The sequence below is a fragment of the uncultured Tateyamaria sp. genome (genome assembly GCF_947494755.1).
GTDB lineage: Bacteria > Pseudomonadota > Alphaproteobacteria > Rhodobacterales > Rhodobacteraceae > Tateyamaria.
This window is the reverse complement of sequence record NZ_CANLVZ010000001.1, coordinates 142,034-155,100: the sequence shown is the minus strand read 5'-3', so window position 1 is coordinate 155,100 and position 13,067 is coordinate 142,034. Positions and strand designations below refer to the sequence as shown.

The window sequence follows — 13,067 nt, the reverse complement described above, 5'->3', positions numbered from 1 at the left end:
TGCGATGCAGGACGCAGAGTACGATTTTTACACCGACCTGGCTGGCTTGCCGAAAGGTGAGTGGCTGACCGAATTGGCGAAGGTGGCTGAAGAGCAAGGGTTTTTCCAACCCCTTGGACGCAAGCATTTCGCGGCCCACATCCGGCGTGACGACACATTGCTGGTGACGTTTGAGACCGTGCAGGGCATGCGCGCACTGGCCAAATCAGCCGAACCCTTTGGCTGGTCCATGGTGCGCAATCAGGGCTGGTCTCACCTGTGTGTGGCCTCGGACGGGGACACGTGGTTTCGCGACCGCCACGTGATTGGTCTGTTTGACCGGATGATAGACGACGGTTTTTTCGATGATTTCGAACAGGTCATCTTTTATGGCGCGGGTCCTTGCGGCTATGCAGCGGCTGCCTTTTCTGTCGCGGCACCCGGCGCGCGCGTGATGGTCGTGCAGCCTCAAGCCACCCTTGATCCGCGTGTGACCGAATGGGACGATCGGTTCCGCGAGATGCGGCGCACTGATTTCACCTCCCGTTATGGCTATGCGCCGGACATGCTGGATGCTTGCGATCAGGCCTTTGTACTCTATGATCCGGCCGAGACGCTGGATGCCATGCATGCCGCCCTGTTCACCCGGGCGGCCGTCAAACAATTCCGCCTGCGCAATATGGGCGGTGCCATCCAGGGTGACCTTCTGGCCATGGACGACATCCTGCCCAATCTGCTGACAATGGTGGCCGACGGCACGCTTGATGATCTCAACTTTGCCCAAGCCTATCGTGCCCGGCGCACCCATCCCTGGTATCTGCGCCGCGTGCTGGCCGCGCTTGACCGACAGGACCGCACTGCATTGACACATATGCTGATCAAAAACGTGACCTCCCGGATGGAAGAGCCGCGCTTTCAACGCCGTCTTGCCAAACTTGAAGCCGCCCGCGAGGCCGCCGCCGCGCAGAACGTCGCCAAGGAGGGCTAGAAACCGCCCCGCACCCCGTGCTAACGCGCGACCATGACTTCATTGACGATTGCCCGCCCCGACGATTGGCACCTGCATCTGCGCGATGGTGCGATGATGCGTGCCGTTCTGCCGCATACGGCCCAGCATTTTGCCCGCGCCATCATCATGCCCAATCTGGTGCCCCCGGTGGTGAGAGGCGATCAGGCGCGCGCTTACCGCGACCGGATCCTCGCCGCTCTGCCCGGTGGCATGGCGTTCGAGCCGTTGATGACCCTTTACCTGACCGAGGACACGGACCCCGAGGATGTGGCCGCTGCCCATGCCAGCGGGCTGATCAAGGCAGTCAAACTCTATCCCGCGGGTGCCACCACCAATTCGGCCTCGGGTGTGGCCAATTTCGACAACGTGCGCGCCACGCTCGACCGCATGGCCGAAATCGGGCTGCCCTTGTGTGTCCACGGCGAGGTGACGGACGCAGATATCGACATTTTTGACCGCGAGGCGGTGTTCATCGACCGCGTCCTTGATCCGATCCGGCGCGCGACGCCCGGTTTGCGCGTTGTCATGGAACATATCACCACGTCCAACGCGGTTGAGTATGCCCGCGCCCAGGACGACAGCCTCGGGGCGACGATCACCACCCATCATCTGGTGATCAACCGCAACCACATCCTCGCCGGCGGGATCAAACCGCACTATTACTGCCTGCCCGTCGCCAAACGTGAAGAGCACCGGCTTGCCTTGCGCGCGGCTGCGACATCGGGCGAGGTGCGCTTTTTCCTTGGGACTGACAGTGCGCCCCACACGGATGCGAACAAATTGCTGCCCTGCGGATGCGCGGGCTGTTTCACCGCCCCCAACACCATGGCGATCCTTGCGCAGGTGTTCGAACAGGACGCCGCGCTCGACCGGCTCGAGGCCTTCGCATCGCGCAACGGCCCCGCCTTTTACCGCCTGCCCGTCAATTCCGACACCATCACGCTCACCAAATCCGCGCCCAACTACCCTGTCCAGATCGACACCGAAGATGGCCCTGTCACCGTCTTTGACCCCGGTTTTGATCTTGAGTGGTCCGTGTGCTGATCCGTCTTCATCTTGCCACCCAAACTCCCGCCGGAGGCTCCCTACTCCACACCCGGCACACCATTCGAAAGTCACGCATATGATCCCGACAAGCCACCCGACCCCCGAAGAGATGGCGCGCCTGACCGCCCGGATGCTGCTCGAAATCAAGGCGGTCCACTTCAACGCGGCCGAACCGTTCACGCTGGCCTCGGGCCTGCCAAGCCCGACCTATATTGATTGCCGCAAGCTGATCTCGCATCCGCGCATCCGCACCACGCTGATGGATTTCCTGACCGTAACCGTCATGCGCAACGCCGGGTTCGAAGCGTTCGACAACATCGCCGGTGGTGAGACAGCCGGCATTCCGTTTGCCGCATTCGTGGCCGAACGCATGGCCCTTCCCATGACCTATGTGCGCAAAAAGCCGAAAGGGTACGGCAAAAACGCCCGGATCGAGGGCGACATGCGCGAGGGCCAACGCGTGCTGCTGGTCGAGGACCTGACGACCGACGGTGGCTCTAAACTGTCCTTTGTGGATGCGATCCGCGACACGGGTGCCACCTGCGCGCACACGGCGGTGATCTTCAACTACGGCATCTTCCCCGAAACCGACAAGACACTGGGCGATCACGGCGTCACCTTGCACGCCCTGTGCACATGGTGGGACGTTTTGGCCGAGGCCCGCGCGAGTGAGGCCTTTGATTCTGCAACCCTGAGCGGTGTTGAGGAATTTCTGAACGATCCACGCGGCTGGCAAGCGGCGCGCAGCTGATTTCTGCGCGCGCCGCCGCGCGCGCACCCACTTTATATTGACGCGCGCACCTCGCCTGCGCCAAGATGTAGTGGCGCAGGGGGCCTCCACACGTTTTCCCCAGACTTATACAATTTGCACCTCCGCGCGCCCCTCCGCTAAGACGACACCGGGGATCGACATACGGGACAACGGGGTCAGGCATGAACGAAATCGCAGCAATCAATCCAACCGGAGTCGCCGTTCAGGACGCCGACACCATGCCCCATTCCATCGAAGCCGAGCAGCAGCTTTTGGGCGCGATCCTGACCAATAACGACATCTATGACCGCGTTGCGGCGATCATCAATCCACAGCATTTCTACGACCCCGTTCACGCCCGCATCTTTGAAATTTCAGCCGCGCGGATTGCCAAGAACAACCTCGCCAGCCCTGTGACCCTCAAGTCGTTCATGGAAGATGATGAGGGCCTTAAGGAACTGGGCGGCCCCGCCTACCTTGCCCGTCTTGCAGGGGCGGCGATCAGTGCCTTTGCGGTGCGCGACTATGCGCAGATGATCTATGATCTGGCCGTGCGTCGCGATCTGATCATTCTGGGCCGCGACATCTCGGCCAAGGCCGCCAAGGTTGATGTGGCCAATGAGCCCAAGGAACAGATCGTCGAGGCCGAACAGGCGCTTTACAAGCTGGCCGAACAAGGCACCTCTGAGGGTGGATTTCAAAGCTTTCTCAAGGCGGTAACGGACGCGGTTAATGTCGCCAACGCCGCCTACCAGCGCGAAGGTGGCCTTGCGGGCATCTCGACCGGTCTGATCGACATGGACAAAAAGCTGGGGGGACTGCACCCCTCTGACTTGCTGATCCTTGCGGGGCGTCCATCGATGGGCAAGACGTCATTGGCCACCAACATCGCCTTCAACATCGCCAAGGCCTATAAGCGCGGCGTGAAGCCCGACGGGTCCGAGGGCGCAATCGAGGGTGGCGTCGTCGGCTTCTACTCGCTCGAGATGAGCGCCGAACAGCTTGCCGCGCGCATCCTGTCCGAAGCCTCCGAAGTGCCAAGCGAACAGATCCGGCGCGGCGATATGACGGAAACCGAATTCCGCCGCTTTGTGGACGCCGCCAAGGAACTCGAGGCCTGCCCGCTTTATATCGACGACACGCCCGCGATCCCGATTGCCCAACTGGCCGCCCGCGCCCGCCGCCTGAAACGGACCCATGGGCTTGACGTGCTGATCGTGGACTACCTCCAGCTGGTCCGCGGTGTCGCCGAAAACCGGGTGCAGGAAATCGGCGAGATTTCCATGGGCCTCAAAGCCATCGCCAAGGAACTCAACATCCCCGTGGTGGCCCTGTCCCAGCTGTCCCGTCAGGTCGAAAACCGCGAAGACAAGCGCCCACAGCTCTCGGACCTGCGGGAATCGGGCTCGATTGAACAGGACGCGGATGTGGTCATGTTCGTGTTCCGCGAAGAGTATTACAAAGAGCGGGAAAAACCCGGCGATGACCAGCTTGAGGCGATGGCGACATGGCAGGCCGAGATGGAGCGCCTGCATGGCCGCGCTGAGGTGATCATCGGCAAGCAGCGCCACGGCCCCATCGGCACCGTCGATCTGTCCTTTGAGGGGCGCTTTACCCGCTTTGGCAACCTCGTGCAGCCCTGGCAAAACGGCGGCGGCGAGCGCGAATTTTAAGCGCCCGACCAGCCCACGCCTCCTTTACGCAGTTTTGATTGGACAGGACAGCCATTGTGCGGCCCTCTGGTCGCATGCGTGTCTTAGTCCTGTTGTTGGCGATCTGGGCCGGTCCAATGGCGGCCCAAGACCGGGTCGAGGTTGATATCGAGCTGTTTCTGGCGGTCGATGTCTCCCGCTCCATGCAGCCTTTCGAGTTGGAAATTCAGCGGCGCGGATATGCGGCGGCCCTGACTTCGGACGAAGTCGCAGGGGCCATCGCCTCGGGCCTGTTGGGTCGGATTGCAATCACCTATGTCGAATGGGCCGGAGCCTATGATCAGCGTACAATCGTGCCATGGACCCTGATCGCCACACCACAGGACGCCGCCCGCGTCGCCACGCAAATCACTGCCAATTACAGCGATGCGCTGCGCCGCACCTCGATTTCCGGCGCGCTGGCGTTTGCGGCAAGCTCGATCGAGAACAACACATTTGACGGGTTGCGGCGGGTGATCGACGTCTCGGGCGACGGGCCCAATAACATGGGAGAGCCGGTCACGGCGGCGCGCGATGCGGTGCTGGCCCAAGCGATCACCATCAACGGCCTGCCCCTCATGACCCAAAGCGATGATCTGACCTCGCGCTGGAACATCCCCGATCTTGACGCCTATTACACCGCCTGCGTGATCGGCGGCACCGGGGCTTTCGTGGTGCCGGTCTACACCTGGACCGCCTTTGAGGATGCGGTGCGCCGCAAGCTGGTTCTTGAAATCGCAGGCCAGCCCGAACGGATCTATCGCGCTCAGACCCGCCGCTACAACTGCCTCATTGGCGAGGAGATCTGGGAGCGCAACCGCGACCTCTTTGCCTTCCCTTGACCCGGTCGCCACCGCCGGACCCGATGCGATGCCATTTCCCCTTTTCCCCTTTCCCCGCGCGACGTTGCCTGTCAAAACCGCGCTCATGACATCTGCGACGCTGACAATTGATCTGGGCGCTTTGGTGCGCAACTGGCAGGCGCTGGACGCACTGTCAGAGGGGGAAACCGGGGCCGTGGTGAAGGCCAACGGCTACGGCATCGGATCACCCGTTGCCGGGCGGGCCTTGGCGCGCGCGGGGGTGCGCAGCTTTTTCGTGGCCACGGCGAACGAAGGGGCCATCCTGCGTGCCGCTTTGGGTCAGGGCCCGACGATCTATGTCTTCTCGGGACATATGGTCGGGGACACGCGCCTTGTGGAGGAGGCTGCGCTGACCCCGCTGCTCAACTCCGTCGATCAGATGTTGCGCCATGTGGAGGCACTGCCGGGCGCGCCCTTTGGCATCCAGCTTGATACAGGGATGAACCGTCTGGGAATGGAGCCGCCGGAATGGTCTGCGGTGCGCGATATTGCCATCGCCCAGGGCCCGCAGTTGATCATGTCGCATCTGGCCTGCGCGGACGAGCCTGATCACCCGATGAATGCGCACCAACTCTCGGAATTTCACGCGATGACCGACGGGCTTGATGTGCCGCGCTCACTCGCGGCGACCGGCGGGACGCTGATGGGCGGAGCCTACCATTTCGACATGACCCGCCCCGGCGTGGGCCTTTATGGCGGGTTGCCGTTCGAGGGGGCCGCTCCTGTGGTCAACCTTGATCTGCCGGTCATTCAGGTGCGCGATGTCGCCAAGGGTGAGACCGTGGGCTACGGCAATGTTTGGCAGGCCCCGCGCGATGCACGCATTGCGACCCTGTCGGGCGGCTATGCCGATGGGCTGATCCGCGCGATGGGGGCGCAAGCGACCCTCTTTGCTGACGCCACCCCCTGCCCGGTTGTGGGCCGTGTGTCGATGGACCTGATCACCGCGGATGTGACCGATCTGGGGCATGACCCGGACACGCTGCAATTGCTCGGGGCGCGGCAAACCGTGGACATGGTGGCCGACGCCGCCGGCACCATCGGCTATGAAATCCTGACATCCCTTGGCCAGCGGTATCACCGGACCTACGCCGAATGAGGGTTCTGGCCGCGATTGGGCGCGCCGTGCTCGGGCTACTGGCCGCAATCGGGAGGGTCAGCCTGTTCGGCATCGCCACCTTGCGCCATGCGCTGACACCCCCCTTCTATCCGCGCGAGTTCGGGCTGGCCTTGCTCAACATCGGATGGCTGTCGCTGCCGGTGGTCGGGCTGACGGCGATCTTCACGGGGGGCGCGCTGGCGCTGCAAATCTACGCAGGCGGCGCGCGCTTCAACGCCGAAGCTGTCGTGCCACAGATCGTCGCCATCGGGATGGTGCGCGAATTGGGCCCCGTGCTTGTGGGGCTGATGATCGCGGCCCGCGTTACGTCCTCTATCGCCGCCGAAATCGCCACGATGAAGGTGACCGAGCAGATCGACGCGCTGGTGACCCTGTCCACACATCCCATGAAATACCTGATCGCACCGCGAGTCGTGGCCGCCACGCTGGTGGTGCCCTTGCTCGTAGGTGTCGGGGACGTGATCGGCATCTTTGGCGGCTATGCGGTGGCGACAGGTACGCTTGGCTTCAACGCCGCCGCCTATATCCAGAACACAGTGGATTTCCTGCAACTGCGCGACATCACCTCAAGCCTTGCCAAAGGGGCGGTCTTTGGCTGTATCGCGGCGTTGATGGGCTGCTATTTCGGCATGAATTCAGGGCGCGGTGCCCAGGGCGTGGGCCGCGCCACCAAGGGGTCGGTCGAGGCGGCCGCTGTGCTGATCCTGGCCGCCAACTTCGTCCTGACGGGGGTGTTCTTTTCGCTATGATCCAGCCCAGCCCCCCTGCTTCATCTCGCCAAACAAACTCAAATCCCGCCCTCACGAGGCGCGCACACCGATGATCACTCTCGACAACGTCCACAAAGCATTCGGCACCAACCACGTCCTGCAAGGCGTGAACCTGCACGTGGCCAAGGGCACATCCATGGTCATCATTGGCGGATCAGGCACGGGCAAATCGGTTGCCATTAAATCCGTGCTGGGGCTTGTGACACCTGATGCAGGCACAATCACCGTCGATGGCACCGACGTCACCCAAACCGACCGCGACGCGTTTCTGGCACGCTTCGGGATGCTGTTTCAGGGGGCCGCTCTCTTTGACTCCCTGCCCGTCTGGCAAAACGTCGCGTTCCGACTGCTGCGTGGCAGCCTTGCCAAACCGCGCACCGAGGCGCGCGACATCGCCATCGAAAAACTGCGACGGGTCGGGCTGACGCCGGATGTGGCGGATCGGCTTCCGGCGGAACTCTCGGGCGGCATGCAAAAGCGCGTCGGGCTGGCGCGCGCCATCGCCGCCGACCCCGAGATCATCTTTTTCGACGAACCCACCACAGGGCTCGACCCGATCATGGCTGGGGTCATCAACGACCTGATCCGCGAAATCGTGCGCGAAATGGGCGCGACCACCATGACAATCACCCACGATATGAGCAGCGTGCGCACAATTGCGGACCATGTGGCGATGCTGCATGCTGGCAAGATCCGCTGGACAGGCCCGGTCAGCGAGATGGACAGCGCAGGTGATCCCTATCTCGATCAATTCATCCATGGACGCGCCACAGGACCAATCGAGGCCGTCAGATAAAGGGACGGCGGGTGGGCGCATTTGGACCCCTCAGGGGCCAAACAGTCCCACACCGCCCCCATCAAGAGTAGATATGCACCGCTGGATCAACCTTTGCCTCCTTGTCCTGTTTCCGTTGTCGTGGTTTGCGCCGCTGATGCGCGCCGGTCTGTTGCCGCTGTTCAACCTCAAGGAAATCTCGGTCATCACAGGCTTGCAATCGCTGTGGAAAACCGATGTGATCCTCGCGCTGGTCGTGACCCTGTTTGCGTTGGTGGCTCCGCTGCTGAAAACCATCGGACTGGCACTGATCCACTGGAATCTGCTGAGCGTGCGCCTCACGCCTGTACTCACCATCCTCGGCAAGCTCGCCATGGCCGACATCTTCCTGATCGCGCTTTACATCACGTTGGCCAAGGGAATCGGCGTCGGGCGGCTTGAAACCGCATGGGGGCTTTACCTGTTCACCGCCTGTATCCTGACCTCGCTTTGGGTCAGTTGGCGCACGGATCAAGGCACAAATGCCCGCGCGATTGGTGAAAAATCGGACACAATCGCCTGATCCAAAGCCCTTTGTCGCCACTGCGCACGCAAAGTCACACAAATAATCGTTGCTGCACAGGGCCTTAGCCCTGTAAGCTGATCCAAGTCACGTCTTCTGGGGGGAAGGCTTATGGAAAAGTTACGATTTTTTGGTCAGGTTTTGACCGTCTTCATGCAGCGCATTTCGCTCATCCTGTTTGCAGCCCTTGCAGTGATTTTGCTGGTCAGCACCGGCCTTGCAGCCGCGGGCATCTGGCCTTGGGTGGACCTTGCAGTTCAGTGGAACGGGCAGAGTATCACGAATGCGGGCCTCTATGCTCAGGTCGGACTGACGGTTTTTGCGCTGACCTTGTGCTTCTTCCTGCCGTCCAACTGGCGCATCCTGCAACTTGAAACCTCGCATCGCCGCTTTGATATCAGCCTTGATGATGTGACGCGCGCCTATCATTTGGCCCACACGGCCGACCGGCAGGGCGCGTTCCGCATCAACGACGCGTTTGACGAGATGCGTGATCGGATGATGCATATGCGCGACCACCCCGATCTGGCCCAGCTGGAACCCGAGGTGCTGGAACTCGCCGCCAAGATGTCCCATGTCAGCCGCGATCTGGCCGAAGCGTTCTCGGATGACCGGGTCGAACGCGCGCGGTCCTTTATCAAGGAACGCCAATTCGAGGTGGACCGCTTCAACGAGCGCCTGGCCCATGCCACCGCGATCCAGTCCGAATTCTCGCTGTGGATCAACCGGATCGAGTTGGACGAGGCCGTCGCGCGCACCCAGATGGAGCGGTTGCTGGACGAATTGGAAACCATGTTGCCCGAATTGAACACGCCCAGTCCCAAACGGGTCACCAGCGCCAAGATCACAAAGCTGCCCACGCGGCTGGAACAGGGCGCGGAGTAGGGCCAAGAATAGGGCTTTACCCACCCGCCCCGCGCTGGCACACCCTCGGCCATGGCTAAAAACCCCATCTATTCCTGTTCGGCTTGCGGGTCGTCCTTTACCAAATGGTCCGGGCGCTGCGACGGATGCGGCGAATGGAACACCATCACCGAAGATGCAGGGCTGTCCACCGGTCCCGGTGCCAAGGCGCTTGGCGCAAAACGCGGCACGGGCGTCACCCTGACCGATTTGCGCGCCAAGGAAACGCCGCCCCCCCGCACCCAATCCCAAATGACCGAACTGGACCGCGTGTTGGGCGGTGGCCTTGTGCCCGCCTCGGCGATCCTCGTGGGCGGTGACCCCGGCATTGGCAAATCAACCCTGTTGCTTCAGGCGGCGGCGCATTTTGCCAAGGCGGGCATGAAGACGATCTATGTCAGCGGCGAAGAGGCCAGCGCGCAGGTCCGCATGCGCGCCCAACGTCTGGGGCTGGATGACGCACCCGTGCAACTGGCCGCCGACACCAACCTGCGCAACATCCTCACCACGCTTGAGGCCGAGGCGCCGGGCCTCGCCATCATCGACTCGATCCAGACCATGTGGCTCGATACCGTGGACAGCGCGCCGGGCTCCGTCAGCCAGGTCCGCGCAACGGCGCACGAGCTGACCACCTTCGCCAAGCGCAAGGGCATCAGCGTCGTGCTGGTCGGTCACGTCACCAAGGAGGGGCAGATCGCAGGCCCCCGCGTCGTCGAACACATGGTCGACACCGTCCTTTATTTCGAGGGCGAGCGCGGCCACCAGTTCCGTATCCTGCGCGCGGTCAAGAACCGCTTTGGACCCGCAGACGAGATCGGGGTGTTTGAAATGACCGGTGCGGGGCTGGCCGAGGTCACAAACCCCTCGGCCCTGTTCCTGTCCGAGCGCGGCACGCCGTCGCCCGGGTCGGTCGTCTTTGCGGGGATCGAAGGCACGCGGCCCGTCCTGTGCGAATTGCAGGCGCTCGTCGCGCCCTCGCCCCACTCGCAGGCGCGGCGCACAGTTGTGGGCTGGGATGGCGGGCGGCTTGCCATGATCCTCGCCGTGCTCGAAGCGCGCTGCGGCATCCCCTTTGCGGGCCTCGACGTCTACCTGAACGTCGCAGGTGGCATGAAAATCAACGAACCCGCCGCCGATCTGGCGGTCGCTGCGGCCCTGCTCAGTGCACGCGAGGATAGCGCGCTGCCCGCCGATACGGTGGTTTTCGGCGAAATCAGCCTGTCCGGAGCCCTGCGCCCGGCCCCCCAGACCGAAAATAGGTTGAAAGAAGCACAAAAACTTGGTTTCACCAGCGCAATCGCGCCAAAAGGGGGCAAAGCCCCGGGCGTTCAAGGCATGGCACTGAACCAGATGAGCGATCTGACAGGTTTTGTGGGCGAAGTGTTCGGCGCAGGATAGCGCCGACAAGGGCAGTAAGAAGGACAAGGACCATGGAAGGGTTCACTATCATTGACGGCGGAGTCGCCGTGGTCATTATCCTGTCGGCCCTTCTGGCCTATGGGCGCGGCATCGTGCGCGAGGCGATGGCCATCGCCGGCTGGATCGCCGCAGCCATTCTCGCCTTTCTGTTCGCGCCCCGGGTCGAACCGCTGGTGCGCGAAATCCCGGTCGTAGGCGAATTCATTGCCGACAGTTGCGAGCTGAGCATTATCGGGGCCTTCGCGCTCGTCTTTGCCCTGGCGCTGATCGTGGTATCGCTGTTCACCCCGCTGTTTTCGTCCCTCGTCCAACGATCGGCCCTTGGCGGACTTGATCAGGGGCTTGGGTTCCTGTTCGGCGTGGCCCGCGGCATTCTGCTGGTCGCAATTGCGTTCTTTGTCTACGACACCGTGATCACCGGTCAGGAATTCACAATTGTGGACGAAAGCCGGTCTGCGGCAGTCTTTGGCCGCTTTACCGGCCAGATCGAGGATCAGAACCCCGAACAGGCGCTTGGCTGGATCACGACCCAATACGAAACGCTTGTGGGCAATTGCGGCGGGTAAGGACGCGGCCCGTATCGGTGCGGCAACACCAGAAGCAAAGTCATCGCCCAAAGAGGTGATCGCGTCGTGACAGTGCGGGCCCCGCTTGGTACACCCCGCACCAACCTGCACTGGATTCGGAGCTGCCCCTTGTCCGATTTTGACGCTGACGCGCTGATGCCCCCTGCCCATCCCTTCGATGATGACAAATTGAAAGAAGAGTGCGGGATCTTTGGCGTCCTTGGCACCATGGATGCAGCAAACTTTGTGGCCCTCGGCCTGCACGCCCTGCAACACCGGGGACAGGAAGCGGGCGGGATCGTTTCATATGACCCCGATCACGGTTTCAATTCGGCCCGCCGCTTTGGCTATGTGCGCGACAATTTCACCTCGCAAAAGGTGATGGAGACGCTGCCCGGTGCCCTGTCCATTGGGCACGTGCGCTATTCCACCGCTGGCTCCAAAGGGCAGACCGCGATCCGCGACGTGCAGCCATTTTTCGGTGAGTTCGCCATGGGGGGCGCGGCCATCGCGCACAATGGCAACATCACAAATGCCGACGCGCTGCGCCGCGAGCTGATCGAGCGCGGCTCGATCTTTCAGTCCTCGTCTGACAGCGAGTGCATCATTCACCTCATGGCGCGGTCCCTGCAACGCAACATCCCGGAACGGATGGAAGATGCGCTGCGCCGGGTAGAGGGCGCGTTTTCCGTGGTGGCCATGACCCGCACCAAACTGATCGGCGTGCGCGACCCGCTTGGCGTGCGCCCGCTGGTGCTGGGCAAGCTGGAAACGGGCTATGTGCTCAGCTCGGAAACCTGTGCGCTGGATATCATCGGTGCCGAGTTCGTCCGCGAGATCGAACCCGGCGAGATGGTCGTGATCACCGAACAGGGCATTGAAAGCCGCCACCCCTTCCGGCCCAAAAAGTCGCGCTTCTGCATTTTTGAACATGTCTATTTCAGCCGCCCTGACAGCATCCTCGGGGGCCGCTCGGTTTACGAGACGCGTGAAAACATCGGGCGCGAACTGGCCAAGGAGGCCCCGGTCGAGGCTGATCTGGTCTGCCCAGTCCCTGACTCCGGCACACCCGCCGCCATCGGTTATTCGATGGAATCGGGCATCCCTTATGCGATGGGGATCATCCGCAATCAGTATATGGGCCGCACCTTCATCGAACCGTCCGAGAGCATCCGCAACATGGGTGTGCGTCTCAAGCTGAACGTCAATCGCGCGCTCATCAGGGGCAAGCGCGTAATTCTCGTGGATGACAGCGTGGTGCGCGGCACGACCTCGCGCAAGATCAAGGAAATGATTCTGGATGCGGGCGCGGCCGAGGTCCATTTCCGCATTGCCTCACCACCGACAGCTTGGCCCTGTTTTTATGGCGTGGACACACCGCAGCGCGAAAAGCTGCTGGCCGCGACCATGTCCGAGGCCGAAATGACCCAGCATCTTGGCGTCGACAGCCTGAAGTTCATCTCGCTCGACGGGCTTTATCGCGCAGTGGGCGAGGCAAAGGGGCGCGACGCCTCAAGCCCGCAATATTGCGATGCGTGTTTCTCGGGCGAATACCCGGTCGAGCCTGCGGACATGATCGAAAAAGGGTTCGAGATGAAAGCGGCGGAATAGG

At 62.2% G+C, this 13,067-nt stretch carries 13 protein-coding genes; all 13 read left to right on the top strand.

The window, feature by feature from the left end; translation table 11 throughout:
- Positions 1-4 precede the first annotated feature (4 nt).
- Positions 5-967 carry a phosphoadenosine phosphosulfate reductase gene (locus Q0908_RS00810; RefSeq protein WP_299280510.1) on the top strand — a complete coding sequence of 321 codons (963 nt, stop codon included), beginning with the start codon at positions 5-7 and terminating at the stop codon, positions 965-967.
- Between the two features lie 33 nt (positions 968-1,000).
- Positions 1,001-2,032, top strand: a complete 1,032-nt coding sequence (gene pyrC, locus Q0908_RS00805; protein ID WP_299280509.1) for a dihydroorotase — start codon at positions 1,001-1,003, stop codon at positions 2,030-2,032.
- Positions 2,033-2,111: 79 nt separating this feature from the next.
- Positions 2,112-2,786, top strand: coding sequence for an orotate phosphoribosyltransferase (locus Q0908_RS00800; RefSeq protein ID WP_299280508.1), 675 nt, complete (start codon positions 2,112-2,114; stop codon positions 2,784-2,786).
- A gap of 182 nt (positions 2,787-2,968) precedes the next feature.
- Positions 2,969-4,459: a replicative DNA helicase gene (locus tag Q0908_RS00795; protein ID WP_299280507.1), complete on the top strand. Its 1,491-nt coding sequence runs from the start codon at positions 2,969-2,971 to the stop codon at positions 4,457-4,459.
- Positions 4,460-4,533: 74 nt separating this feature from the next.
- The gene (locus Q0908_RS00790; protein ID WP_299280506.1) at positions 4,534-5,319 is read left to right on the top strand and encodes a DUF1194 domain-containing protein; all 786 of its coding nucleotides are present in this window, start codon (positions 4,534-4,536) and stop codon (positions 5,317-5,319) included.
- Positions 5,320-5,404: 85 nt separating this feature from the next.
- Positions 5,405-6,439: an alanine racemase gene (alr, locus tag Q0908_RS00785; RefSeq protein ID WP_299280874.1), complete on the top strand. Its 1,035-nt coding sequence runs from the start codon at positions 5,405-5,407 to the stop codon at positions 6,437-6,439.
- Positions 6,436-7,209 (top strand): ABC transporter permease, encoded by a 774-nt coding sequence (locus tag Q0908_RS00780; RefSeq protein WP_299280504.1) that lies wholly within the window; start codon positions 6,436-6,438, stop codon positions 7,207-7,209. Before alr ends, Q0908_RS00780 begins: the two co-directional genes overlap by 4 nt.
- Before the next feature lie 70 nt (positions 7,210-7,279).
- Positions 7,280-8,026: an ATP-binding cassette domain-containing protein gene (locus Q0908_RS00775; protein WP_299280502.1), complete on the top strand. Its 747-nt coding sequence runs from the start codon at positions 7,280-7,282 to the stop codon at positions 8,024-8,026.
- A gap of 73 nt (positions 8,027-8,099) precedes the next feature.
- Positions 8,100-8,567 carry a paraquat-inducible protein A gene (locus tag Q0908_RS00770; RefSeq protein WP_299280500.1) on the top strand — a complete coding sequence of 156 codons (468 nt, stop codon included), beginning with the start codon at positions 8,100-8,102 and terminating at the stop codon, positions 8,565-8,567.
- 111 nt (positions 8,568-8,678) lie between these two features.
- Positions 8,679-9,452, top strand: a complete 774-nt coding sequence (locus Q0908_RS00765) for a DNA repair protein (RefSeq protein ID WP_299280498.1) — start codon at positions 8,679-8,681, stop codon at positions 9,450-9,452.
- 51 nt (positions 9,453-9,503) lie between these two features.
- A complete protein-coding gene (radA, locus tag Q0908_RS00760) occupies positions 9,504-10,868 on the top strand; it encodes a DNA repair protein RadA (protein ID WP_299280495.1) in 1,365 nt (454 codons plus the stop codon).
- A 32-nt stretch (positions 10,869-10,900) separates the two neighbouring features.
- Positions 10,901-11,455, top strand: a complete 555-nt coding sequence (locus tag Q0908_RS00755; RefSeq protein ID WP_299280493.1) for a CvpA family protein — start codon at positions 10,901-10,903, stop codon at positions 11,453-11,455.
- 156 nt (positions 11,456-11,611) lie between these two features.
- Complete coding sequence (gene purF / locus Q0908_RS00750; protein ID WP_299280873.1) at positions 11,612-13,066, top strand: amidophosphoribosyltransferase; 1,455 nt, start codon at positions 11,612-11,614, stop codon at positions 13,064-13,066.
- Position 13,067: the final 1 nt, after the last annotated feature.

Coding starts and splice junctions, on each gene's coding strand:
- Q0908_RS00810 (WP_299280510.1), top strand. CDS start 5: ATGCAGGACGCAGAGTACGATTTTTACACCGACCTGGCTGGCTTGCCG.
- radA (WP_299280495.1), top strand. CDS start 9,504: ATGGCTAAAAACCCCATCTATTCCTGTTCGGCTTGCGGGTCGTCCTTT.
- purF (WP_299280873.1), top strand. CDS start 11,612: ATGCCCCCTGCCCATCCCTTCGATGATGACAAATTGAAAGAAGAGTGC.
- Q0908_RS00780 (WP_299280504.1), top strand. CDS start 6,436: ATGAGGGTTCTGGCCGCGATTGGGCGCGCCGTGCTCGGGCTACTGGCC.
- Q0908_RS00775 (WP_299280502.1), top strand. CDS start 7,280: ATGATCACTCTCGACAACGTCCACAAAGCATTCGGCACCAACCACGTC.
- Q0908_RS00795 (WP_299280507.1), top strand. CDS start 2,969: ATGAACGAAATCGCAGCAATCAATCCAACCGGAGTCGCCGTTCAGGAC.
- pyrC (WP_299280509.1), top strand. CDS start 1,001: ATGACTTCATTGACGATTGCCCGCCCCGACGATTGGCACCTGCATCTG.
- Q0908_RS00765 (WP_299280498.1), top strand. CDS start 8,679: ATGGAAAAGTTACGATTTTTTGGTCAGGTTTTGACCGTCTTCATGCAG.
- Q0908_RS00800 (WP_299280508.1), top strand. CDS start 2,112: ATGATCCCGACAAGCCACCCGACCCCCGAAGAGATGGCGCGCCTGACC.
- Q0908_RS00770 (WP_299280500.1), top strand. CDS start 8,100: ATGCACCGCTGGATCAACCTTTGCCTCCTTGTCCTGTTTCCGTTGTCG.
- alr (WP_299280874.1), top strand. CDS start 5,405: ATGACATCTGCGACGCTGACAATTGATCTGGGCGCTTTGGTGCGCAAC.
- Q0908_RS00790 (WP_299280506.1), top strand. CDS start 4,534: ATGCGTGTCTTAGTCCTGTTGTTGGCGATCTGGGCCGGTCCAATGGCG.
- Q0908_RS00755 (WP_299280493.1), top strand. CDS start 10,901: ATGGAAGGGTTCACTATCATTGACGGCGGAGTCGCCGTGGTCATTATC.